The organism is Bacillus cereus group sp. MYBK5-2, from assembly GCF_051915685.1.
Taxonomy (GTDB): domain Bacteria; phylum Bacillota; class Bacilli; order Bacillales; family Bacillaceae_G; genus Bacillus_A; species Bacillus_A cereus.
This window is the reverse complement of sequence record NZ_JBQAFE010000001.1, coordinates 1,207,005-1,230,039: the sequence shown is the minus strand read 5'-3', so window position 1 is coordinate 1,230,039 and position 23,035 is coordinate 1,207,005. Positions and strand designations below refer to the sequence as shown.

Sequence of the window (23,035 nt, the reverse complement as noted above, 5' to 3'; positions counted from 1 at the left end):
CTAATTACTTATTATTTTTATCCTGTGCTCTGTAATCTATATATTTTTTTTTTGCATCTTGATTATTGCCTTTTTGACTATCAAAATATGTGTGTATTTGTGATATATATTCTACTAACTTACCTTCATCATTTCGCTTCTTATAATTTATTACAATACTTACCTCCAATATCTGCTCTGAACCATCTTTAGAATCTATATGCAGTACAATCGATCCACCATCATATTCATCATATTGTATTTTCAACTTATCATTAACAATACTCTGAAACTCTGATTCATTTAGTTTATATCCAACTGTACTAGGTTGATCAAACTTTTTTATATCATCTCCGGGCTTCATCTTTAGTTTCCCTATTCCTTTTAAACGATCAACAATTAAGTTTACGTATGAAACATCCAGATTTGAATCCGGACTTTTCACCTGTCCATTTTTATACATAATATTGGTACGATAAACACCTTCTTTTTTATTATCTTTGCTGTCTACTGCTGAAGTAACCGCTTGTGTTGTACTTCCATATAAACTTTTATCTTTCGTATTATATATCCCTTCCGAAGTTTGATAGATTGTTTTTCTATGCTCTCCATCTTCCTTTTGTTCATATGTACTATATATACCTCTTTGTTTCACATACGCATACCCATCATCACTCGCAGACATAACCTTTCTCATGTCACCTTCATCCAAAGCTTTGACAAATGGCTTATAATCTATTTGCTTTTCCCCAAAACCACATCCACTTAATAAACTTGCCATTATTGACACGACTATCATCACCTTAGCTTTCTTCTTTAATTTCATACTGTCACCTCGTTAGTTACTCTAGGCATTTTTAGTTTCATTATGTTCCCTTTTTGATAGTAATACACTTCATCTTTACCTAATGGTGCTTCGTTGCTTATATATTTTATGTTGAAGATACTTTGATCATTTAATGGCATTGCGATAATTGCTGCTGTTAGCTTACTTCTCATTTTCATAGGTAGAGCTTCACGATTTCGGTCCATGTAGTCGTGGTGACCTGCTAATACAAAGTAAATACCTACTGTACGAGATAAATCAATTAAAGTCGCTGCATCCTCCATTTCTAAATAAACAAATTTACTAAACTCTTCAACATTTGTCATGATAATGAGTTGTTTTGTGAATGCAGGAATTTCTCTACCTTCTTGTCTTGCTTGTGCTAATTCAAGAGCTCGTTCACGAATTACTTCCATCCAATACTTCGCATGCATATTGATTTCATTTTCGTCTACAATGTAGTGCGTCACATCGTCTTTATATTGAACGAAACTATACTCTGCTGTATCCACCAACGTCACACTTTCAAAATAATCTTTATTCAATTGAGATAGGATGCTAGATACAATTTGTTTTCTCATACTATCATCTACACTATAAATCATTAAATGATCATTCACTGCAATATCATGAGCTACAACTTCTACGTTTGCAAAATCAAGCCCCATTGGAATTCTTGCTGCTTGTAGAGCTTTTGTAACGTCTTTATTTTTACGATAAGTAGCAATATCAATCACTTCTGGCATCATTGGAATTGCCTTCGGACGTTCTCCATCCCATTCTCGATCCATATCATTTGCTTCTTGTTGTAATAATTGAATTTGCTGTAATTCATCTTCTGCTTTCGTAGGTAGTGCAACCTGGAATAATGTAGGAGATTCTAGTTTTATTAACGCTCTTCCTGCTGTTTCTTCCACTTTTATATCAGATCTCCCTACAATACTAGCTACTTCACTTTGATCAATCATATATAGGCAAGTTTGGATTTTAATATTATTGTACAATTGAATTCTAAGTGCATTTTGTCGCCCTGCACTAATTAAGGTATGAATTCCTAAACTTGCACCATCTCGGACAATTTGCATAATTAGCATTTCAAAGCTTTCATAGAACTTCGCTTCTTTTACTGCATCATAATTGTCGATTGCAATAATAATATGTGGTATTTCTTTCCCGCTTGCCTTTTCATACATTTCAATATTTGCAACGTCATATTCACTTAATAATCGTTTACGATTTTTCATTTCTTGAGTTAATCTTTCAACAAACTTTAAACATTTTTCAGATTCATCAATCGTAATCGTATCCGCTACATGAGGTAATCCTTTCAAAGGTAGAAGACCATTTGTTCCAAGGTCCACTAAATACACATGCAAATGCTCCGGACTATGCTGACGAGCTACATCCATAATGACTGATTGTAAGAATGTTGATTTTCCGTAGCCTGGACTTGAGAAGACCGCTACGTGTCCGTCTTTACTAATATCTAGTGTTAATGGTGTTTGTGATTGTAATTCAGGCTGATCTAGTAGACCAACTGTTGCTTTTAATGGTTTCTTTTCTTTCGTCCATGCTTCTTTGAACTGAATAGCGTGTAAGTCTTGTAAATATACGCTTTCTGGAAGTGGTGGTAACCACGGTCTTGCTAATGCTTCAATTTCATTTATTTCTGCGTAATCGTGAATGTAGTCAATAACAGCATCCAGTTCAGATGGTACGGTTATTACTTCTTTACTGCTACCAAGTCCACTCAAATCTTCACTTAATATTTCATATTGTCCTAGATCATTTATTGCATAGATTGTTGCGTCTAAATGTTCTTTATCCTCTTTGTTTTCTACATAGTCTGCTCCGCTCCAAGCTGATTGGAATAGTTCATAAATTTCATTATTCCCAACTTGTAAGTAAGCACGTCCTGGTAATGTAATTTCAGCAGCATCCGGTGTTTTTAAAATTTCATTACTATCTGACGTATTTTGAACTTTTAATGCTAGTTTGAATTTCGAGTTACTCCAAATTTGATCATCTACAACACCACTCGGTTTTTGCGTAGCTAATATTAAATGGATTCCGAGCGAACGACCGATACGCGCTGTTGAAACTAACTCTTTCATAAACTCTGGTTGTTCTGACTTCAGTTCCGCGAATTCATCACTAATTAAAAATAGATGCGGCATCGGTTCACTTACTAAGCCTTCTTTATACAGTTTTTGATACTGATTAATATGGTTTACATCATTTTCCCCAAATAAGCGTTGTCTTTTTTGCAATTCAGCTTTAATTGATGCGAGCGCTCTCATGCTTTGCGCTCCATCTAAGTTCGTAATTGTTCCTAATAAATGCGGTAAGTTTTTGAATAAATTCGCCATACCGCCGCCTTTATAGTCAATTAGTAAAAAGGCTACTTCGTACGGATGGAAATTAACTGCTAGAGATAAAATGTACGATTGTATAATTTCCGATTTACCTGAACCGGTTGTACCTGCTATTAATCCGTGTGGTCCGTGTGCTTTTTCGTGTAAGTTTAAGTTTACGATATCTTCTTTACCACGTAATCCAAGTGGTACAGCTAAAGATTTATGCGCTGCATTTTTCTCCCAACGACTTGTAATATTCAGTTCTTTTACTTTTTCAACGCCATACATTTCTAAAAATGTTACGCTTTCTGGAATACTATTTTTTAAGTTTTGCAAATGATTTAATGGTGCTAATGCCCGTGAAATATCTTCTAAATTGAATCCTTTTGGCACATGATTTAGTTTAAATTGACGGTTAACAAGTTCTCCTTGCTCTAAGATGATGTTCCCTTGTTTTGCATCTCTTATATCTATTACCGTTTTCACATGCTCCGGTAAACTTTGCATAACATCTTGTACAAATACAAGTGATACACCTAATTGACTCGGATCATCATTAAAGAATTCCATAACAACATGGTCTAATATTAGTTTTTCATCTGTAATGAGAACGACATAGTGCGGTGCAAAGTACATTTTTTCATTAGTAGAAATTTTTTCATCTAGTTTTAATTTTCGTTCTTTCAATATTTGATACAAACTATTTAACACTTGATCACGGCTACGATCATGGTATACAAATCCACGTACATTTATATCGCGAACACTTCCATGAGGTAACCAGCGCATCCAATCCCATTTTTCTTTTTCTTCTTCCGGAAAAATAGTAATAAACTGCAAGTCATAATAACTATGGAATAAAGCCGTTTGTGCAACTAATAATTGTAATTGCTCTAACACTAAAGAGCGTTGACCAATATAACCGACTGGTCCATTCATTAAATCTGTTACAACTGGTACATCTTCCAACGATAGATAACGCTGTCTTAGTTCACGTGCTATATCAATTAATTCATCTTTCGTTTGACTAAATTCTTCTTCATTAAATTGAATTTCAAAACTCGTATTAGCTTGTCCTGTTCCAACGCTAAATGTTAAGAAATCATGATGTAACATTGTTTTTTCATAAATTCGAGGATTTACTTGAACTGCCATATTACGTATTACTTCTACATTTGGATTGTGATAATGTAATGCGTGACGCTGTTTTTCACTTTCTGCATGTAAATCTTTCGTTTTTTGTTTTATATACTCTCTATAGCTTTTATCTCGTTCAACAATATCGACTTTATATTGCTTTAAATTTTTTATATACGATGTGACAGAAACAATGATTGTTACTAATGTCATCGCAATCGATGCGATAATAAACATTCCATATTTCATGAAAATAGCAAGTAATACGGTTACGACAATCATGACAAGTGAAGGTGCAATGATTCTTGCTAAATGCTCCGTTGGTTTTGATGGCATACTTGAAGGCTTTGCAATTGTCATTTTCTCTTCTGGTTCACGGTAAATAATACGTGGTGAACGATGATAGTCTGGATAACCACTTTGATAATTTGTTTCTGATTCTACTAAAATAGGTAACTCAGATTTCACTTTATCTTCTGAAGAAAGTACTTGAATGTCTTCACTACCAATCTCCAATAAAATACCATCAAAATATAATACGTCTCCTGATTCCAACATAACGCTATCTTTTAACTTCGTATAATTATGAAATACATCCCCGCCATACACGTTCACTTTAAAAGAATCGTACAACGTTTCGCGAGATAGCATTAAATCTACACTAGTCCCGGTAATAGAAATATCATCGTAATCGTTTTGACTCACTGTAAGAGAATGTTTCGTTCCGATATCAAACACTCTAGTTGTGCCAACAATAGATATAAAGATTTTCAAGCTCACATCTCTTGTTTTCCCAATCTCAATTTCCTTATTAAATTCTATTAATTGATCCTGTACCATCCAAGCATTTACTTCATTATTCCACTTTAACTCTACTTCTTGTTCTAAACTTGGATTCGTAATATCATTTGTCCACTCTTTTCCAATCGACACTATTGATTGCTCATTTGGATGTAATGTGCACTTATATATTTTGTCTCCATAAGTCAATACTAATAGTTGCTCCATCCTTGTTCACCGCTCCTTTTCAACTGTCTCATCAAGTGCTTACTCTTTTTTCTCTGTGTCCGACAAATTTTTATCGCTTGATGAATTGCCATATTTCTTTTTATATTCATCTAATTGTTGCTCATATGTTTTTAACTTTTGATCACGTTCTTCCCCTGATAAATCTGGATTATTTTTCAGTGATTCAATTTGTTTAACAAGGCCGTACATAATAAGCTGAGGATCATCAAGTGTCTTAGCTAAATCTAATGATTTATCAAAATTACCTTTTCCGTTATACATCCAATACAGCAAATACTTTTCATCACTTTTCAAACTAATGTTTTTCATAATCGATTTCTTTTGAGCTTCACCTAGTTTTTCAGCTGTAATGTATGCAAATGCTAACTCATATTTAGATGCAATCGGTAATGATTCAAACTCCTCCTCATTCAATTGCGTAATGACTTTGTCATAATCAGTTGCTATGAAACTTGCATTTGCTTCTAACAATTTATTTTGATAAGGAAATTTTATAAAAGTGAAATATATTAAAGGAGCAGCTAAAATAACTGTCGCCGCTATGAAGGAAAAAGCTAAGTATTTAAATGATTTATAGCTTTTTTTAGGTACTAACTGCATATTTTTTTCTGTTTTTGTTTGTTCCTTCTCAAAGCTGTCATCAAGAAACTGCAGTAATGCATCTAAGCTTTCCATTTGAGCAACGGTTTGTTCAAATGTTGTTTCTTTTGCATCTTTTAGTAACCCAGCATACAAATCATCAAAGTTATGTTTTTGGGAGAATAAAGCAATAATTAGACACTTATATTGTGTTAAAAATTGCTCTTCTAATAACGGGGTTGGCGGAACAATATCTCGAATTCCTCTATGTATAATACTTGGTATTAAATTAGCATTAAAAACTATATTGTCTGGATGTAAAAAGAACGTGATTCGTTTATTTAAATATTTACGAAACTGCGCAACATTCCGAAGTAGTCTTAATTTCTCATTTCTTCCAAAACGGCTAAGATCGTCCCACTTATATAATTTTTTATCTACTTGATATAGAAACGTAAACATATCATCCGTTTCTTCTATTGTTAATGGTACAAATTCAGATGATTCGCCCGTAATTATATCGAATTGACGGAAGTCTTTTATACGTGTTTGAGATTTGGTCATCTCCAATTTCCAATTTTCTTTTTCTATTTGAAATTGATAGTTCATTGCATCAATTTGAATTATTTTTTCCGTCATGTTTATCCTCTTCTCCTTTTCTTTATAACCCGTAATAACTTATTTTCAAATAACTAAAAGTAAAAAATATTCTTTATAAAACTTGCAAAATATCTCCATCTGTTATTTGGTGATCAATTAAACGATCATTATCTGTTAAAACAATTGACTTATTTTTCACTTTAATCACAAAATGTGAACCTTCATGATTATCAATCTTTAGCGTATCTAATAAGTTTTTCAATAAATATTTAATAGATTGATGATTCGGAATACGCAAATCATATGTATTTCCATTCCATTTACTAAAATCTACTGTCACATTGATATGTGTTTGTATTGCCATCGCTTTACCTCCAACTTTTACGAAGAACCGTATAAATACCGATGCAAATAAGTAGAATGCCGCCGCCAAATAATAATATTATTGTTATACTAATTGGCGCTTCATTCATTGTTTCATTACTTGCTACTTCATCTGCACTTTTTCTGACAATGTATTCACTGCTAAACAAACTATTTTTCGTATCTTTAACACTATTATTCTCTTTTTGTTTTATAAAAAGAGAATCTCGCAAAGCTTCCATATCTTTTTGTTCTTTCTTTTTCTTTTTCTCAATTTCTTCTTCTATATCTTTGTTAAATAACTCAATCGATGCTTTATCTAATTCTGTTTCCTTATGTTCCTTTTTATTTTTTTCTTGGTCGCTTTCTTCAAGTCGATCCACTTTAAACTTAATCTTCCCATCATCACCAAGATAACTGTCAGCCGCGCTCCTTATCGGTAGCGCGACAAACAGTAAAAGGATAGAGAGAAATGATAACTTAGCCACTATGCTCCATTGTTTGATCATTTACTTCTTTTTCCTCCCATTTCTTATGCCATACAAATAGATTACTAACCAATCCAATAATGGCAATTACAAACAATACGACAAAAATAACTTTCCCAGTATCTTTACCACTAATAAAATCATTTAGAAAACTTTCTATATACTGAAGCGGTGAGAATTGACGTATCTTTCCGACAGAGGACATTTGATCTACTTTACTTCCAACTGCCTCAGTTAAAAATAGGTACATGCTTAAAAATACTAATAGTATAAACATACCTACCATTTTTATTTGTCTTAATAAGTAGGTTGAGACCAATACAAACGCCATCATAATAAATGTGATGAACGCAATCCATAGTAAACTTTGATCCTGACCGAACTTTAAAAGACGCCCAGAAATGATACCTATACTAATCCCTTCCACAATTGATATACCGAAAGCTACTACTGTAGTTGGTACATTCATATCAATTAATGAGAATTTCTCTTCAAAATGATCTGATTGCATTCGTTTCTTTTCTTGATTCGCAATTGCGTATGCTGTAAATAATGCAACAATGAAACAAGTTAATACAATTAAGTATGGTGTAAAAGCATTACCTGCTACAATTACTCCATCATTTTGCTTTTGAACTGGACTAGCTAAAAAGTCATATAGCATTTCATTTTGACGATCTCCAATACGACTATTCGCTAAAATTTTCGTAAAGTTTTTGGAGAATGATTTATCATCTTCCATTTTCTTCGTAAAGTCGTTTAATAATAAATCAGCTTTCGAAACAATTGTCGTTCCGCTGTCTTGAATTTCTTTTGCTTGTCCATTAATTTGATCAAATGTTTTATATACATCGTCTGAAGTTGCTAAACTATGCTTCGAACTTTCGACCAATGACTGACTTTGCATCATTAATGATTTAATACCAGAATCTAACGATAAAATAGCTGTTTGCTCACCAGCATGATTTGTTGTTAATACTTGCTGCTCTTCAACTAGCTTTAAGCTATTCTCACGCCATTTCGCTAAACCTTTTACATACTCTCCTAAATTTTCATTCATACTAGTTGCTTGTTGCGTCGTTCCATTTAATTTCTCCGCTAGTAGCATAGAATTTTGATCCGCACTAGTAATAGATTGTTGATAAGAGTTTATTTTTTGTTTTAAACCTGACATATCTTGCTTTATTTCTGTAGTAATACTTGATGAAACAAGATTTGAAATTAAATCAATTAAGCTTTGTTTATTTAATACGTAGTACAAAGATTGGTCCGTCGCAATTGCATCTAAACTTCCCTCTTCTAACTTAGGACCTACATCTTTCGTTCTTAAATCAATCCCATAATACATTTCGTAAAGGCTCATTAAACCTTGATAACTTTCGACTGTATCTACTGCTTCTTTAATTAATACACTAGATATATTTTTTGTTAATACTTCTGCTTTTTGATGTACAACTTGATTCGTTGTACTTTCAATAATTTTTGAATTGCTACCGTTATCTGTCCCAGTGTCTGGCTTCTCTCCTGTATCAGGTTTTTCTCCTGTATCAGGTTTCTCTCCTGTATCAGGGTTTCCTCCCGTGTCTGGATTTCCTCCTGTATCAGGTTTCCCTCCTGTGTCTGGATTTCCTCCTGTATCAGGTTTCCCTCCTGTGTCTGGATTTCCTCCTGTATCAGGTTTCCCTCCTGTATCAGGTTTCCCTCCTGTGTCTGGATTTCCTCCTGTATCAGGTTTCCCCCCTGTGTCTGGATTTCCTCCTGTATCAGGTTTTCCTCCTGTATCAGGTTTTCCTCCTGTATCAGGTTTTCCTCCTGTATCAGGTTTTCCTCCCGTATCAGGTTTTCCTCCTGTATCAGGTTTTCCTCCTGTGTCTGGATTTCCTCCCGTATCAGGTTTTCCTCCTGCATCAGGCTTGACACTGTCACCATTATTACTCTGTTCTGTTTTTTGAATAATAGGCGTTTTAGCATTGTGTACTAACGGCATTATGCCATACTGTGATTTATGAACCACATTTTCCACTTTGCTATTTTCCGTTTGTGTTCCTTTATCTTCTTTGTTAGGTTTTTCTTTTTCAGGACTAGTTTCTTTTGTATGAGTCCCACTCAATTCCCACTGCCATGTTACAGGAGAGAAAACATCTATATTGATGTTTGGATCTTTTAACTTCACATCCAAGCTAATCTTTATATCCCCTTCATTACGAGGAGCTATTGTAATTTCTCCTGCTTCGCTTTGAAGAAAGTCACTTGTACGATCCACATCATCAATATGTAAGAATCCTGTACTTCCATCTAGTTTAAATTCTTCTGGAATCTTTATCTTCAAAATTTGCGGAGATTCCATTTTAATTACTTTAGCAGTATCACTAAATGTAATTCCCTCTGTATAAAGTCTATCCTTTACTTCTTTAATTGCGTTTCCTAAAGATATTTTATTTACAGGATCATAATAAAAATTATTTTCTTTATTATATTTTTTTGTAAATTGAATTACATTTTGCAGTTGTAATTTCGTTGTATCTGGCAAATCACTTTGACCGATTTCTTCCATGTTTAAACTAGGTAATTTCGCAATTAAATTCTCGATTTGTTTCTTTATTCGAGCATCTGGTTGTTTCATTAATGTATTTATGAAGATTTCTTGCTTTCCATCATTCGACATAGATTGCTTTAATTTCTTAATTACCGTCTCTTGAATATCACTTTCTAACTTCCCTGCAAGTTCTGTATCATATTCAGACACTTGTTTTTTTACATCTGCTAAATATTTTTGAATTGCTGAAGCATCAGTTAAAATATTTGGTTCTTTCTCTGAAAACGTAAATTGATTTGAAATAATTTTATTAGCGGATTCCAATGCACTTAATTGCTTTAAAGCATCGCCTGTATTCATATCATTCATATATTGATTGAATTGATTTGTGAAATTATTCGCTAACAAATTGTTATCAGTTTGCATTTTTTGAAAGTTATTAAAACCATCTAAGTACGTACTGTTAGATTTATTCCCTTCATCTAACGCTTGACCGAAACCTTTTAAAACATCCTGAAATCCTTTGAAACTATTAACAGAAACACCTGTATAATCTTGTACTGTTTTAAATTGATTTGTGTAATTCGCTAACGGACTATGTATATCTTTTTTATACATAGTTGTTTGAACGTTTCCTTTTTCAATTATTTTACCTATATTATCTTGTGCACCTTGTAGCTTACCGATAATACTCGCAAAATAAACGTCGATTATTTGCTTATTGAAATCTTCTAAAATAACAGAAGCTGTATTTTCTGCCTCAGCTTTCAAATCCTTATTCCCAGTTGCATTTACTTTGTAGTTTAACGTTAATTTCTCCGGAATCTCTGAATCAATCGCAACTGCTTTCCTAGAAAAATCATTTGGAATAACAATCATCATATTGTAATTATTATTTTTCAATCCATTTTCTGCTACCCCGCGACTAACTACGTACCATTCTTGTTTCGTATTTTTATTTACATTTTTAACAAATTGATCTCCAAACGCTATTTTATTACCCTCAAATACAGTACCCTGATCTTCATTTACCAACGCAACTGTCATTTTTGGTGTAGTATTCTCATTAGCTTTCTTAACATTTTGATTTAATGCTAAATAGGAGACCCCTGTTGATAGTACAAGAGCTAAAATAATAAACAACAAGATGCTCCATTTGAACTTTTTCACTACTTATCACTCCTGCGACTGCGAGTCTATCTAATGAAAGACTTCGTATCTTACTCTAGTTTTAAAGTAATTTAGCCATACAACGTATGGTTGCATGGCTAAATTATATATTTCTTTTTATCTGTCTTATTGTAGACCGAAATTACGAGAAAGATCTTCGTCATGTCTAGCAACAGCTTCTGCAGTTTTATTAAGCTGCATATTAATTTCTTGTAATAGCTGTGCGAAGTTTTGTACTTTTGGCTTTAATTGATTGAACTGTTGGTCAAAACCTTCGAAAGCACGACCTTCCCATTCTCCTCTTAATTCATTTTGTAAGTTTTGTAGTTGACGTAAAATGTCCTCAATTTGATTTGCACCTTGTCCATATCGAGTCGCTTTCGATTTAAGCTCCTCTGGTGACATACGAATTTGTCCTGCCATTATTAAATCCCCCTTAAAATTAAAAAATAGTAAAATTAACCAATAATCAATTCTACAAATTGATTATATCAATAATTTAAAAATTTCTAAACAAAAAAATGATATTTTTCCAAAATTTCTCTTTTACTATAATAACGATATATTGTATAATACTAATTTATTTGTTTTTTAAGCACACTCCATAAATCTACTATAAAATAAAGGCAAACCATCTATTTTATATATTTATAAGGACTTATTCACTTTAAATCCCAGCGATAAAGTAGCCACTAAATCATTATTTTCCTCCCATTCAGACTATAATACTCACTTCAAAGTCATAATTACCTGCCTTTCAACAAACCCAAACTCTTCGTACATCTCTTTTGCAAAATTCCCAGCAAATACATTCAACCGAATTTCTGAATACTTCTCCTTTAATTCCTTAATACTAGCTTCCATCAGTTCTCGCGATAATCCTCTCCCGCGATATTCTGGGAAAACGTACAATTCATATATAAATCCAAGTTTTTCACGAGAAAAATAGTCTGTATTTTCCCCTATTAATATCCATCCCATTACTTTATTTTCTTCTTTAATAATTAAATAGTATGCTCCTTTTTCTACAATCGGCTTTGTAATCTCAATTGCTTTCTCGGTACTTAATTGACAATTGCCTCTCGTCCCTTCAAAAAGCGATTGAGCCGAATATTTTAATATTTCATTGGTATCTTCTTGATTCGCCTTAACAATCATTTTTCACAACTCCCCTTGAATAATAGGCATTACTATCGCTTGTTCAAGATTCTCCGCTTCCATAACAATTGCTGTTAATCCGTGTTCTGTACTTGTTTCATGGAGCTCTCCCTTTTCCCAAAACACAGCTTGTCCCGCCTCTATCTTTATCTTTTCTTTATTTACTCCACATACATATCCTGTCCCGTCCACAATAAGAAGCAGTTGAGATACAACTGCTTCATGATTACCGATGATTCCATTCTCGTGTAAATGCATAGCACCGATATGTATATTTCCTCGATGGTTTAATATTTTCGACATGATGAAATTAGATTCAAATACTGATAGGTGCTTTCCTACTTTTTCACTAAAATCAAACATTTTCATTACTAGTCCTCCTTATACGTATAAAACCATCCTTACTGTCTGCATCATATGTCCTTCAAAGTCTTCTTCAAATTGCTCTAATTCAGCAAAACCTTTCGCTTCATAAAAGCGTTTTCCTTTTTCATTTGCTGCTTCTACATGTATGTACAATTTCCGTATCCCATTTAATGCTTTAATCCCTCTTTGTAATAAAGCACTTCCGATCCCTTTTCCTTGCTGATCTGGTAACAAATAAATCGCACCTAATTCTGCTTCGTTTTGTAGTCTAACAGGTGAAAAGTTTGCAAACCCTATTACTTCACCCTCTTCTTCCGCAACGAATAAATGCGTATTTTTAAGACGATATTTCATTTTTTCATCAGAATATGCCTCGTCTAAAAAACTATCTTGAATTTCTCTCGGAATAATGCCTTCATATGTATCATGCCAAGCTATTTTTGCTACTGATTGTACAGCATGAATATCTTCTTGCTTCATTTCTCTAATTATATATGTCATCTCGATGTCTCCATTCTCTTTAAATTATATTCTGCTAATATACTAGAAGAAATGGCAGAACCATTTTCATAATTCACCTTAATTAATTTTAATTTCTCAATTGAAGCTGTTACAAAATCAAATTTCTCATAAATATATTCCAGTACACTTAAAAACTGCTTTGTATGTAATCTATTTGCAATTGTACAATGCGGAACCCATTTTCCCGGTACGTAATATGAATTTGGGTTGTCATGAAAAGTTTTAAAATAATCATGATAAGAATGATGAAGTTTTAACAATTCACTGGTAACAGTCGGCGCTAAAAAGACCGTTCCATTAGTAGGAAAAATTCCAACAGAAGGAAAAGTTACTACATCCATATTTTCTTGAATAGCTACAAACTCCCCTAGTTTCTCCGTATACAAATGAACATCTAACTCATTATAATCAGCTAACGTAATATGAGGTTCTACTCCAGCTAGTTGATTTGTTCCAATTACATTTGTTAATTCATTTTGCAGTTCTGTAATTTTATTAGTAAACACACGATCAAATGTAGCAATAATAGCGTACAATCTTTCTCACCCCTTCGTTACACATAGCGCTTCCCATTCTTCACGAATCATGCCCATTCGAATAGAATCATAGTATGTTCCGTTATAATAACGACACTTTCGCATTCTACCTTCTAAGCTCATTCCTATTTTCTCCGCTACTTTCATCATTCGTTCATTACCAGACCAAGTCGTGAGCCCTACTCTACCAATTTCCATCTTTTCAAATAATAAATCTCGATATAACGTTAACGCTTCTGTACCGTAGCCACCATTCCAGTATGTTGGGTCATAAATAACAATTCCCATCTCCAACCAACGCGTCGGTTTATGCTCCCAATAAAATCCGACCGTCCCTATAATTTGACCGTTATTTTCTATAATTAAATTTGACAGTGGTTCTTCTTGCAAACGAGTTTGCATCTTCTCTTTATAGGAAGAGTATTCTTGCATTGAGAACGGGAAATATGGCGCATCCCATTTCTTCCATTCTGGGCTTTCTTCTTTAAATATGATATTCCATAATGTTTTTATATCCGATTCTTCTATTGTACAAATTGTAACTTTCTTCCCCTTTAATACAACGTTTTGCATAATTCCCTCCTGCATTCCTCTTTATTTCATATATAATTATAATATTTTTTCAGAAAAATCAAAACTAATATCATATATTATATTGTATAATTTTGTTATTAGATACCAATTATTGATTTAGAAAGCTGGTGATTCAGTGAATAATCGATTTAGTATTGCTTTATTTCTTACTATTATTATGACAAATATTATTCTCTATTTCTTCTTACCATTAAGTATTGTTACGAAATGGGACTTTAATGGAATGCCTACATCAACAATGGATAAAAGCACTTTTGTAATCGTAAATATAATTATATGTTCCTTCTTATTCTTTGTATTTTTAGCTTTATCTAAAGCAGCGAGTAACCAGAAATTTTTCCATTGGATCGGCAACACAATGTTACTATTCTTATTTTTTGTCGATATTGTCATCGCCCTCATCGCTCTTGGCTTTTCACTTCCTCTTGATCATTTCATATTTTTAGCATTAGGGCTTTTATTTATATTAATAGGTTATTTCAGTTCCAAAATTGATACGACTAAATCAACCGTTTCATTAGAATGGAATGATAAGCACCTTAAAAAAAGAGCTTCAAATATTAGTAGTATTTCAATGATGATAGCAGGTATTTTTTTAGCGATACTTCCTTTTATCGTTTCTGCTCCCTATAGAGGTTATGCTATACTAGCAATTCTTTTAGGAATGACGCTTATCATTCTGCCGAGTACGATTTATTTACTTATTAAAGACAGCAAGCAATCTACTCCTTTAAAAAAATAGGAGGTTATATCCCTCCTATTCCAGCTTAATGTTTTATTTTTCACTTTTTCTATCTCAACTAAAATCCCTTTCCCTATCCAACCCTCTACACCATCTTTTTTAATTAAATCATATCCTGAACAGCTATCATCAATGAGAGAAACGATATCTCCCTTCCTAACGCTTATTTGCGCACAAGAAATATCGGTTTTCACTGTATATTCACCTGACTCAAGTTGTTTCATATATTCATTTTTTACAGTGAGCAAATTATTCGTTTCCTTTTGTTTACATACGGTGTAATCTTGCATCTTCTCGATAGGCTCTATGTAATAATACGAATATGTCACTCCGCCCTGCATTTCTGAATTCGCATTAAAATCCGCTATTACTTCATACTCCGGAAAATAGTCTACATATGTATAAGAAAACGTATCGCCCGTTTGTTTCCTCTGAATAATAAATACGTTTAATTGCCCTGCTTCTTTAATTGCATTTCCTCCATCAATTGCAATAATTTTTTTCTCCTTATCAATAACTGGATTGTTAGACGGTGCTTCTTCAGAATAGTTCACGACAGGCCAATGACCAACTATTACATACTTATTTGCTTTATGTGATTTATTAAAAAACTGTGGCATTGCTATCGCATTTTTGCGCTCTGTTTCTTTCCAATCTACTCTATCTTCTAGACCGGCATGCACAAAAATATAATCTTCTGTTTCAATCGCTGTTGGCAAGTCTGTTAGCCAATATAGTTCTTGTGAAAATTCACTTAACAATGCTTCTTTCACTTCACGAATTGAAGTGCCCTCATGAACTGAAAAACCTAATTGCTCTAGCCATTCATTAAAAATCGAGTGCTTTCTCATACATAAATAATTAATAAGATCAGGATTTTCATTTAGAAGAGCATCAACTAAAACTTCACAATTCCCTTCAACAACGTGAACCTTTGGATTGTTCTTTACAAGATTCATAACGTAGTTTACTACGCCTACGCTATCTCGTCCTTTCTCGCAAAGATCTCCATTAATAATTAAATAATCTTCATCTTTAAAGTTAACTTTATGTAGTGCTTCTTTTAAAAGATTTAATTCTCCATGAATATCAGATATGACGATAACTCTAGCATCATTAGGGATTGATAGTTTCTTTATTTTTTTCAAGTATAAGCGCTCCAATCATTCTCTTTATTAAATTAAAACAATTCGACAAAATACACTATATAACCTTTTCAAATACATATACCATAACTTACAACCTATTTACGGTTTAATAATAACTGAAAAAATAAGAAGAAGCTGTTCCCAACTTTTGCGGGACAACTTCTTCTTATTTTTTATAATTCTTTATGAAAAGAATAACTCACCTTATCATACCCTTCTCTTTCATAAAAACGATGAGCATCAATTCTTGAAAATGCTGACGTGAGGACGATAGACTCACATTCGTTTTCCTTTCCCCAGTTCTCTATATACGAAAGTAATACTTTCCCATGTCTTTTTGAACGATGTGCTTCTGCTGTTACAAGGTCATATACGAAAACGTGTTTCTTATTATAAAAGTTCGTACAAATTGCTACACCTGCAAGGCTAACAACTTCATCATCCTCATTACGCAGCGAAAATAGTTTATAATTTTCTTCTTTCATATTTCGAAATAAAGAGCTTGTTTCCTCTTTTGAAAGTTTCGTTCTTAATTGCTGTAAAACAGGTAATACTTCATGTAATTGCTCTTCTGTTACTACTTCTTTAACATTCATTTTTAACTCTCCCTTAACTATTTAAATAATTTTCTAAATGTTATATCATTATTATAGAAAGTAACTGCCCTTCACTTAAGTGACAGTTTAAGTGTTTTTTATAAGGCCAGTTTTAAAGGAGAGTTTTATATGGATTTTACTATCCCATTGCAATTACAAAGTAACACACCTATTTACTTGCAAATTTACGAATATATAAAAGCTGAAATTATACAAGGGACTATTTCTGTTGGCACACGTCTACCCTCACACAGAAATTTAGCATCACAACTTAATATTAGCCGCATTACTGTTGAATCAGCTTATCAACAGTTATTAGCTGAAGGTTATGCAGAAAGTAAACCGAAACGTGGTATTTTTGTAGCAAATTTCGATATTGACGTTATCCCAAATAAAAAACGAAATGCAGCAAAGAAGACGAACAATTTGATAGAAGAAAAATTTGAATATGATTGTAGCCAAGGGCTTATTGATCAAAATGCATTTCCGATTACAAATTGGAAACGAGCATTACAAGAATCCATACTTACATACGAAAATGCACTATTTGCCAAAGAAGATCCTCAAGGTGAATTCGCTCTTCGAGAGCATATATCAACATATTTATATCATTCTCGCGGTGTACATTCTTCACCTGATCAAATTGTGATCGGCGCCGGAACACAGCCACTTCTCTGGCTACTACTTCAACTGCTTGGCCCTACAAAAGAATACGGCATTGAAAACCCTGGATTTCACCGTATACACGCAATTATTAAAAGCTGTGATAGACAAATTCATCCCATACCATTGGATGAAAAAGGGATTGATATTTCTAGTTTATACAATACAAATTCCAATGTCGCATACGTTACACCATCACACCAATTTCCACTCGGGATTATTATGCCTTTATCTAGAAGATTAGAATTGTTAAAGTGGGCTAATGATTGCAATGGATACATTATTGAAGATGACTATGACGGAGAGTTTCGCTACGCTGGTAAGCCGATTCCTTCTTTACAAAGTCTTGATTCAAATGAACGCGTTATTTATATGGGAACTTTCTCAAAATCTTTTTTACCTTCTTTACGAATGGGATATGTTGTTTTACCACCACATCTTTTAAAAACATATCAAGAACTGCATGGAATTTTCAAACAAACAGTCGCTACAATACAACAACTTGCTTTTGCTAACTTTATACAAAACGGGAATTGGGAACGTCACCTTAATCGAAGTCGTACACTTTATAAAAGAAAACATCATGCATTAGTAAAATCCATTATGAAAGAAATGGGGGCTAATGTTCAAATTCTTGGCGAACAGTCCGGACTTCATATTGTTTTATGTGTAAATAACAGTATGAATGAAAATGAACTGATTGAATCCGCTAAAAAACAAAGCGTTAAATTATACCCACTTTCTCCATATGATTTCGTGAATGATTTACGTAAGGAATCATACGTATTACTCGGCTTTGGTAGTATTCCGGAAAATAAAATTGAAACGTTGGCTATATTATTGAAAGATGCTTGGTTTCCTAGTTGCAAGGAAACTTGTTAACAGTGGGTTTAACTTGTAACATGTTAACAATTCAACAAAATAAAAAAGAAGGCTGTTCCAAAATAACTTTTTGGACAGCCTTCTTCTAGTTATTCACCTGACCTAGCTTTCCTTCCCGGACGTTTCACACCAGTCGTTTCTGTTGAATAGGAAGCTTCAATTATAGCCGTTGGATCTACAGAGAGAACGAGATCTTTCATTTTCGGATAAATGAATCGGTTTGTAATGCAATAAATGATTCTCTTATGCTCCCCTAAAAAACCACCTTCTCCATGTAGATACGTAACAGATAGTTGCAATTCTTTCATAAGTAAATCGCCTATTTCTTTATTCTTACCAGAAATAATCATAACGCTCTTACCTTGATTAATACCATCTAGTATAAAATCAATCATCTTCGTAACAATATAGAAAATTGCTAACGAGAACATCGCTTGTTCGATTGAAAATAAAATGGCAACAAAAATGAAAATAACTGCATTTACTGCAAGTAAAAATGTACTAATCGGTACATTAAAGTGTTTATTCATCCAAACTGCCAACATTTCCGAACCGTCAATTGCTCCACCCATTTTAACAACAATCCCAACACCAATTCCAAACAGTACTCCACCATAAAGTACAATTAATAACTCAGAAGTCGTAATTGCTGGAAATGGTTTTAAATAAATTAATCCGAGTGTTGTAACTACATTCGCATAAGATGTACGGATAAAAAATTTCTTTCCCATTACTTTTGCAGTAAATAATAAAATTGGGATATTAATTCCTAAGAACACACCATAAAGCGGCAATCCTGCGACTTTATTTGCCATAATAGCAATAGCCGTTACCCCGCCATCTACTAATCCATTAGGTGCTAAAATAAGCTCTAATGAACCTGCTACTATAATTGAGCCAATTGTTAATAATACGTATTCAAATACTTTCTTCATTCATTACCCCCAAAACTTATATATTTTCTTAGTATTATTTTAACGTAATTTTACTACTAATTCAAAGGTATCGATTTATATACACAAAAGTTTCTCCTTTATCGCTATTTTTATGTAACACATGTAACGCGTAATACTAAAAACACACTTACAAATTAAAAGTAAGTGTGTTTTTAACATCTATTTAATCTTTACGTACGGCTTCATTTTTAATTTGAATATTTCCTCAACTGCCCTTTGATATCCACCGGCATTTCTAAGCGACTCTCCCACTTTACGACTATTCTCCTTAAACGTCACATCATCCATTACTTTCTTTACAGCCTCACGTAACAATTCAGAAGTTAACTCGTTGCGATTAAGTCTTATTCCTGCCCCTACTTCAGTCAATCGTTTTGCAACGAATGGCTGATCTCCTGTTACCGGAATTACAACTAATGGAACACCGTAATATAACGCTTCACTCGAACTATTCATACCACCATGTGTCACGAATACATCAGCATGCTGTAAAACTTCTAATTGCGGGACATAATTATACAACTTAAAGTTTTTCGGGATATTTTCAAATTGACTTATATTTATCTTCTTACCAACGACTAATACGACTGTCGCATCAACATCTTTAAAAGCTTCAAAACATTTTTCATACAAAGCAGGTTGTTCATTAAAAACTGTTCCCATAGAAATGAAAATCACTTTTTCATTTTTTAAATCTTCGGTAGGAAAACTCCCCACTTCTTTTCGAGTAGCAATTGATGGACCTACAAATTTATACGATTCATCAAATACCTCTGAACGTGGCTGATATTCTTTTGAAGTATATACAATCGTAATATCACCAGGATGGTTCATAATATCATACATACTATTACATTTCATTCCATACTGCTTATTCCATCTTTCCATTCCCGCTAAACAAGATTGATATAATGGATCCATTTCATCTACTTGTCTCGATTCTTGCTCATCATGAAAATTAATGTACTGATTAACAGCAAACGTTGTACAGGATGAAACACTTGGTAATTGTAAAATATTCGCTATAATACGTCCTACTGGAAAATGATTATCATATATTAAATAATCGTATTTTTCCTCTTTTGTTTCTTCTACAATTTGAGTAACAATACGCTCTGATGCTTCAATCATATGAGATAGCATCGTCAAAGGGCTCCCACCTTCATTTACTCGTTCCATAATATTAATTTGAGAGAGAAAATTCTCAAACACTCGGAATTCCGCACCTGTTGCTTCAACCTTCTTTCTATAATCTTCAATACAATAAGAAACAACTGTTTCCCCTCGCTGAATTAACTCACTTACAATAGCTAAAGTCGGATTAATATGACCTTCCCCAGGAAAATTTATTACGAGTACATTTGCCATAACATTCTCTCCTATCCAATTAATATAACAAAATTAACAATTAATTATATTAATTAATTTAAGTCTATTATAAATGAATGCATTCTACTTCTTCATGCTTTTCTCTTCATTTTATTATTGAGAAATATTTTTTATAGTCTACATTATTGTGATTCACAATCTTATAAATGAATGCTTACTTTTACTCTTCATAGATTTAAAGATACGAGTCTTACATTCAAGTATTACCACTATTATTTTTAGACAATTCATACAAAAATAGAGAAATATAATATTTTTAATGAGCTTTCACTATAAATATAAGTATGCTTTCAATCTTTTTATCTTTATCCTCATAACACATCATCTATTATATAATGAATTTATGGAATTTACAGAAAAAGGAGTCTTTTCATGTTACAACAACTATTCAATTCACCTATTCTATCCGTTCAAGCCTTGCACCCAGGTTATGAAGATCATGCAAGTGATGTTTTTCTCGTTCAAACAGAAGATACAGAAGTTATCGTTCGTGCTTCTAAAATGAATGAAGAACCAAATAATGATTTTTGGTGGGGATGTAAAAATCTATTTGGAATTGATCCAAGGAACGTCCATCATTTAGAAACTGTACATACATTGCTGCAAGAACATACGAATCTTCCTATCCCAACAATATTAGAAAAACATGTTTTAAATAGCCGTGAATTTGTGGTGGTCGAAAAGTTAGTAGGTAACACAGTTCAATCTTTTATCGAGCAACCAGATTCTATTTTATTCAGCCTAGGAAAAGGACTTGCAGAAATACATAAATTTAGAGCCGATTTCATAGGAAATCCGTCAGGCACGTTCCAAGTTCCACTAGATGAATTCCAATCACATATTTTAAACGTGAGTAAAGAGCTTGTGAATATGTTTTATTCCGATGATGAAAGCATAAAAAATGCATTCCCTACCTTTGAATCACAACTTTCTTCCCTGTCCGTACCAAAGGAATCTACACTCGTCTTAATTGATATGGATCCTACTCAATTTTTATCTGACGGTACAACTATTACGGGTTTAGTAGATAGTGAAGCTTACGCTGTTGCTCCGCGAGAGTTTGATTTTATCGGACTAGAATATGTACTTACCGAAAAAGAAGCACATGCCTTTAAAAGTGGTTACGAAACAATTATGTCTATTCCTCACTTAGAAGAATATAGACAGCCTTATCGTTATTTATACCGACTGTTATCTGTGCAAGGTAATGTGGAATTAAAGAAATGGTTAAGTCACCCATCCTATTTTTAAATACAAATGAGAGGGAGTATACAATGGATATTCAGAAAAAGCGTTCTGTAACAGAAAGTGAAATACAGCAAATGAAGGATTTAGCTTATATTTGCGGACAACAAGATAATCTTGATTACTCTTCAGATTTACATATCAACTTTTTAAAAAATCGAAATGAAGATTATATAAACGTTTTTCTTCTTTATAACGGTACTCAATTAATTGGCGCTTTAAATATGTATGATTTCGAAAGACCAACAAAGCTTGAACTAATAGGCTTTGTACATCCTCATTTTAGAAAACAAAGTTTCGGAACTATCCTTTTACAAACTGCAATGAAAGAAATACAAAATAGAGCGACAGATGAAGCTCTTCTTATTATTAATGGGGATTCTATTTCTGGGAATGAATTTGTAAAACATATGAAGTTACCATATTTATATAGTGAATATAGTATGGCGTTCAAAACAAACGAAATTCAAAAAACAACAGATAATAATATACAGCTTACTCTTGCACCTTCAGAATCACTTCTTGACCTTATTAAAATTTCTAGTAAAGCTTTTGGTGATTCAGTAGAAAATACGGCTACATGGTTACAAAAAATGATGAATTCATCTTCCCATCAAGTTTACAGTGCCCTTATTGCTGAAAAAGTGATAGGAACAATTACAGTTTCTAAACAAGAGCAATCTACTACACTATCAGGATTCGCCGTTCATCCTTCTTATCAAGGTAAAGGATACGGAAAAGATATTCTTTGTAATATAGTACATACCCTTATTACAGAAGGAGTTTCAACAATTGAGTTAGACGTCGAAACGAAAAATATCCACGCTTTAAAACTATATACACAATGTGGTTTTGAAATTAAAACGAGGCATGACTATTATAATTTAATGAATTTTTAGGTGAATACATATGTAAAAAAACAATTTATTCTAATTATGATATTTTAGCAAACATCTATAATAAACATTGGAGACATTTTGTTTAACACTCCTACCCAGCCTCGTTTTACAAGATGCTCTTCCCTACTCTCGTATATTAGATCTTTGTTGCGGGACTGGTCATCTCTGCCGGTGATAGTTTAATTTAGATGAACTAAAAAGTGTGTTTCACAAAGTTTACTCCGTATTACATAACGAGGGTATATTCGCATTTGATATGAATAAAAAAACTGAAT

The 23,035-nt window shown here is 33.0% G+C and carries 18 protein-coding genes and 4 pseudogenes; 5 read left to right on the top strand and 17 right to left on the bottom strand.

Features of this window, described 5'->3' with window-relative positions; translation table 11 throughout:
* Window positions 1-4 precede the first annotated feature (4 nt).
* The 13 genes and pseudogenes from ACTFP3_RS06570 to ACTFP3_RS06510 all read right to left on the bottom strand — a co-directional run bounded on the left by ACTFP3_RS06570 (window position 5) and on the right by ACTFP3_RS06510 (window position 14,219).
* Complete coding sequence (locus ACTFP3_RS06570) at window positions 5-805, bottom strand: DUF3952 domain-containing protein (protein ID WP_000768467.1); 801 nt, start codon at window positions 803-805, stop codon at window positions 5-7.
* Window positions 802-5,031, bottom strand: a pseudogene (essC, locus tag ACTFP3_RS06565) (type VII secretion protein EssC); the annotation flags it as partial. The gene ACTFP3_RS06570 and the pseudogene essC, both read right to left, overlap by 4 nt.
* Window positions 5,026-5,307: pseudogene (locus ACTFP3_RS06560) on the bottom strand (FtsK/SpoIIIE N-terminal domain-containing protein); the annotation flags it as partial. The pseudogenes ACTFP3_RS06560 and essC, both read right to left, overlap by 6 nt.
* A 39-nt stretch (window positions 5,308-5,346) precedes the next feature.
* On the bottom strand, window positions 5,347-6,546 hold the full coding sequence (gene essB / locus ACTFP3_RS06555) for a type VII secretion protein EssB (RefSeq protein WP_000136612.1): 1,200 nt from the start codon (window positions 6,544-6,546) through the stop codon (window positions 5,347-5,349).
* A gap of 73 nt (window positions 6,547-6,619) precedes the next feature.
* Window positions 6,620-6,871 carry an EsaB/YukD family protein gene (locus ACTFP3_RS06550; protein ID WP_001007571.1) on the bottom strand — a complete coding sequence of 84 codons (252 nt, stop codon included), beginning with the start codon at window positions 6,869-6,871 and terminating at the stop codon, window positions 6,620-6,622.
* Between the two features lie 4 nt (window positions 6,872-6,875).
* Window positions 6,876-7,379, bottom strand: a complete 504-nt coding sequence (essA, locus tag ACTFP3_RS06545; RefSeq protein WP_440009712.1) for a type VII secretion protein EssA — start codon at window positions 7,377-7,379, stop codon at window positions 6,876-6,878.
* Window positions 7,351-11,064 carry a type VII secretion protein EsaA gene (gene esaA / locus ACTFP3_RS06540; RefSeq protein WP_440009709.1) on the bottom strand — a complete coding sequence of 1,238 codons (3,714 nt, stop codon included), beginning with the start codon at window positions 11,062-11,064 and terminating at the stop codon, window positions 7,351-7,353. Before esaA ends, essA begins: the two co-directional genes overlap by 29 nt.
* Before the next feature lie 126 nt (window positions 11,065-11,190).
* Window positions 11,191-11,487, bottom strand: coding sequence for a WXG100 family type VII secretion target (locus tag ACTFP3_RS06535; protein ID WP_000918601.1), 297 nt, complete (start codon window positions 11,485-11,487; stop codon window positions 11,191-11,193).
* A 306-nt stretch (window positions 11,488-11,793) separates the two neighbouring features.
* The gene (locus ACTFP3_RS06530; protein ID WP_046392636.1) at window positions 11,794-12,222 is read right to left on the bottom strand and encodes a GNAT family N-acetyltransferase; all 429 of its coding nucleotides are present in this window, start codon (window positions 12,220-12,222) and stop codon (window positions 11,794-11,796) included.
* A 3-nt stretch (window positions 12,223-12,225) separates the two neighbouring features.
* The gene (locus ACTFP3_RS06525) at window positions 12,226-12,591 is read right to left on the bottom strand and encodes a cupin (RefSeq protein ID WP_046392635.1); all 366 of its coding nucleotides are present in this window, start codon (window positions 12,589-12,591) and stop codon (window positions 12,226-12,228) included.
* 12 nt (window positions 12,592-12,603) lie between these two features.
* On the bottom strand, window positions 12,604-13,089 hold the full coding sequence (locus tag ACTFP3_RS06520; RefSeq protein ID WP_000221050.1) for a GNAT family N-acetyltransferase: 486 nt from the start codon (window positions 13,087-13,089) through the stop codon (window positions 12,604-12,606).
* Complete coding sequence (locus ACTFP3_RS06515; RefSeq protein WP_322367605.1) at window positions 13,086-13,646, bottom strand: 2'-5' RNA ligase family protein; 561 nt, start codon at window positions 13,644-13,646, stop codon at window positions 13,086-13,088. The genes ACTFP3_RS06520 and ACTFP3_RS06515 overlap by 4 nt, the downstream gene beginning before the upstream one ends.
* Window positions 13,647-13,652: 6 nt before the next feature.
* Window positions 13,653-14,219 carry a GNAT family N-acetyltransferase gene (locus ACTFP3_RS06510; RefSeq protein ID WP_001181848.1) on the bottom strand — a complete coding sequence of 189 codons (567 nt, stop codon included), beginning with the start codon at window positions 14,217-14,219 and terminating at the stop codon, window positions 13,653-13,655.
* Between the two features lie 136 nt (window positions 14,220-14,355).
* Here ACTFP3_RS06510 and ACTFP3_RS06505 point away from each other — a divergent pair, with 136 nt between their 5' ends.
* Window positions 14,356-14,982, top strand: coding sequence for a DUF1648 domain-containing protein (locus ACTFP3_RS06505; protein WP_266001671.1), 627 nt, complete (start codon window positions 14,356-14,358; stop codon window positions 14,980-14,982).
* 23 nt (window positions 14,983-15,005) lie between these two features.
* On the opposite strand, the pseudogene ACTFP3_RS06500 reads toward ACTFP3_RS06505, so the two are convergent.
* Together ACTFP3_RS06500 and ACTFP3_RS06495 are read right to left on the bottom strand one after the other, a co-directional pair.
* Window positions 15,006-16,130: pseudogene (locus tag ACTFP3_RS06500) on the bottom strand (metallophosphoesterase); the annotation flags it as partial.
* Between the two features lie 173 nt (window positions 16,131-16,303).
* Window positions 16,304-16,726: a GNAT family N-acetyltransferase gene (locus ACTFP3_RS06495; RefSeq protein ID WP_001101116.1), complete on the bottom strand. Its 423-nt coding sequence runs from the start codon at window positions 16,724-16,726 to the stop codon at window positions 16,304-16,306.
* Between the two features lie 129 nt (window positions 16,727-16,855).
* On the opposite strand from ACTFP3_RS06495, the gene pdxR reads away from it, so the two are divergent.
* Complete coding sequence (pdxR, locus tag ACTFP3_RS06490) at window positions 16,856-18,271, top strand: MocR-like pyridoxine biosynthesis transcription factor PdxR (protein ID WP_440009702.1); 1,416 nt, start codon at window positions 16,856-16,858, stop codon at window positions 18,269-18,271.
* An 89-nt stretch (window positions 18,272-18,360) separates the two neighbouring features.
* Here the strand turns inward: pdxR and ACTFP3_RS06485 are convergent, their stop codons facing one another.
* Together ACTFP3_RS06485 and ACTFP3_RS06480 are read right to left on the bottom strand one after the other, a co-directional pair.
* Entirely contained in the window at window positions 18,361-19,206 is an 846-nt protein-coding gene (locus tag ACTFP3_RS06485) for a YitT family protein (RefSeq protein ID WP_000755126.1), read from the bottom strand.
* Between the two features lie 180 nt (window positions 19,207-19,386).
* Window positions 19,387-20,595: a macrolide family glycosyltransferase gene (locus tag ACTFP3_RS06480; protein WP_006923787.1), complete on the bottom strand. Its 1,209-nt coding sequence runs from the start codon at window positions 20,593-20,595 to the stop codon at window positions 19,387-19,389.
* A 393-nt stretch (window positions 20,596-20,988) separates the two neighbouring features.
* Between ACTFP3_RS06480 and ACTFP3_RS06475 the strand changes: the two genes are divergently transcribed.
* The 3 genes and pseudogenes from ACTFP3_RS06475 to ACTFP3_RS06465 form a co-directional block, all read left to right on the top strand.
* Window positions 20,989-21,867, top strand: a complete 879-nt coding sequence (locus ACTFP3_RS06475) for a nitrate reductase (protein WP_326036043.1) — start codon at window positions 20,989-20,991, stop codon at window positions 21,865-21,867.
* Between the two features lie 23 nt (window positions 21,868-21,890).
* On the top strand, window positions 21,891-22,760 hold the full coding sequence (locus ACTFP3_RS06470) for a GNAT family N-acetyltransferase (RefSeq protein WP_440009698.1): 870 nt from the start codon (window positions 21,891-21,893) through the stop codon (window positions 22,758-22,760).
* Between the two features lie 8 nt (window positions 22,761-22,768).
* Window positions 22,769-23,022 (top strand): annotated as a pseudogene (locus ACTFP3_RS06465) (class I SAM-dependent methyltransferase); the annotation flags it as partial.
* Between the last annotated feature and the right edge of the window lie 13 nt (window positions 23,023-23,035).

What these genes read in the sequence shown, in the direction of transcription:
- ACTFP3_RS06570 (WP_000768467.1), bottom strand. Translation starts at nt 805, where the DNA reads ATGAAATTAAAGAAGAAAGCTAAGGTGATGATAGTCGTGTCAATAATG.
- ACTFP3_RS06535 (WP_000918601.1), bottom strand. Translation starts at nt 11,487, where the DNA reads ATGGCAGGACAAATTCGTATGTCACCAGAGGAGCTTAAATCGAAAGCG.
- ACTFP3_RS06510 (WP_001181848.1), bottom strand. Translation starts at nt 14,219, where the DNA reads ATGCAAAACGTTGTATTAAAGGGGAAGAAAGTTACAATTTGTACAATA.
- ACTFP3_RS06525 (WP_046392635.1), bottom strand. Translation starts at nt 12,591, where the DNA reads ATGAAAATGTTTGATTTTAGTGAAAAAGTAGGAAAGCACCTATCAGTA.
- ACTFP3_RS06495 (WP_001101116.1), bottom strand. Translation starts at nt 16,726, where the DNA reads ATGAATGTTAAAGAAGTAGTAACAGAAGAGCAATTACATGAAGTATTA.
- ACTFP3_RS06550 (WP_001007571.1), bottom strand. Translation starts at nt 6,871, where the DNA reads ATGGCAATACAAACACATATCAATGTGACAGTAGATTTTAGTAAATGG.
- ACTFP3_RS06485 (WP_000755126.1), bottom strand. Translation starts at nt 19,206, where the DNA reads ATGAAGAAAGTATTTGAATACGTATTATTAACAATTGGCTCAATTATA.
- essA (WP_440009712.1), bottom strand. Translation starts at nt 7,379, where the DNA reads ATGATCAAACAATGGAGCATAGTGGCTAAGTTATCATTTCTCTCTATC.
- ACTFP3_RS06520 (WP_000221050.1), bottom strand. Translation starts at nt 13,089, where the DNA reads ATGACATATATAATTAGAGAAATGAAGCAAGAAGATATTCATGCTGTA.
- ACTFP3_RS06475 (WP_326036043.1), top strand. Translation starts at nt 20,989, where the DNA reads ATGTTACAACAACTATTCAATTCACCTATTCTATCCGTTCAAGCCTTG.
- pdxR (WP_440009702.1), top strand. Translation starts at nt 16,856, where the DNA reads ATGGATTTTACTATCCCATTGCAATTACAAAGTAACACACCTATTTAC.
- essB (WP_000136612.1), bottom strand. Translation starts at nt 6,546, where the DNA reads ATGACGGAAAAAATAATTCAAATTGATGCAATGAACTATCAATTTCAA.
- ACTFP3_RS06530 (WP_046392636.1), bottom strand. Translation starts at nt 12,222, where the DNA reads ATGATTGTTAAGGCGAATCAAGAAGATACCAATGAAATATTAAAATAT.
- ACTFP3_RS06470 (WP_440009698.1), top strand. Translation starts at nt 21,891, where the DNA reads ATGGATATTCAGAAAAAGCGTTCTGTAACAGAAAGTGAAATACAGCAA.
- ACTFP3_RS06480 (WP_006923787.1), bottom strand. Translation starts at nt 20,595, where the DNA reads ATGGCAAATGTACTCGTAATAAATTTTCCTGGGGAAGGTCATATTAAT.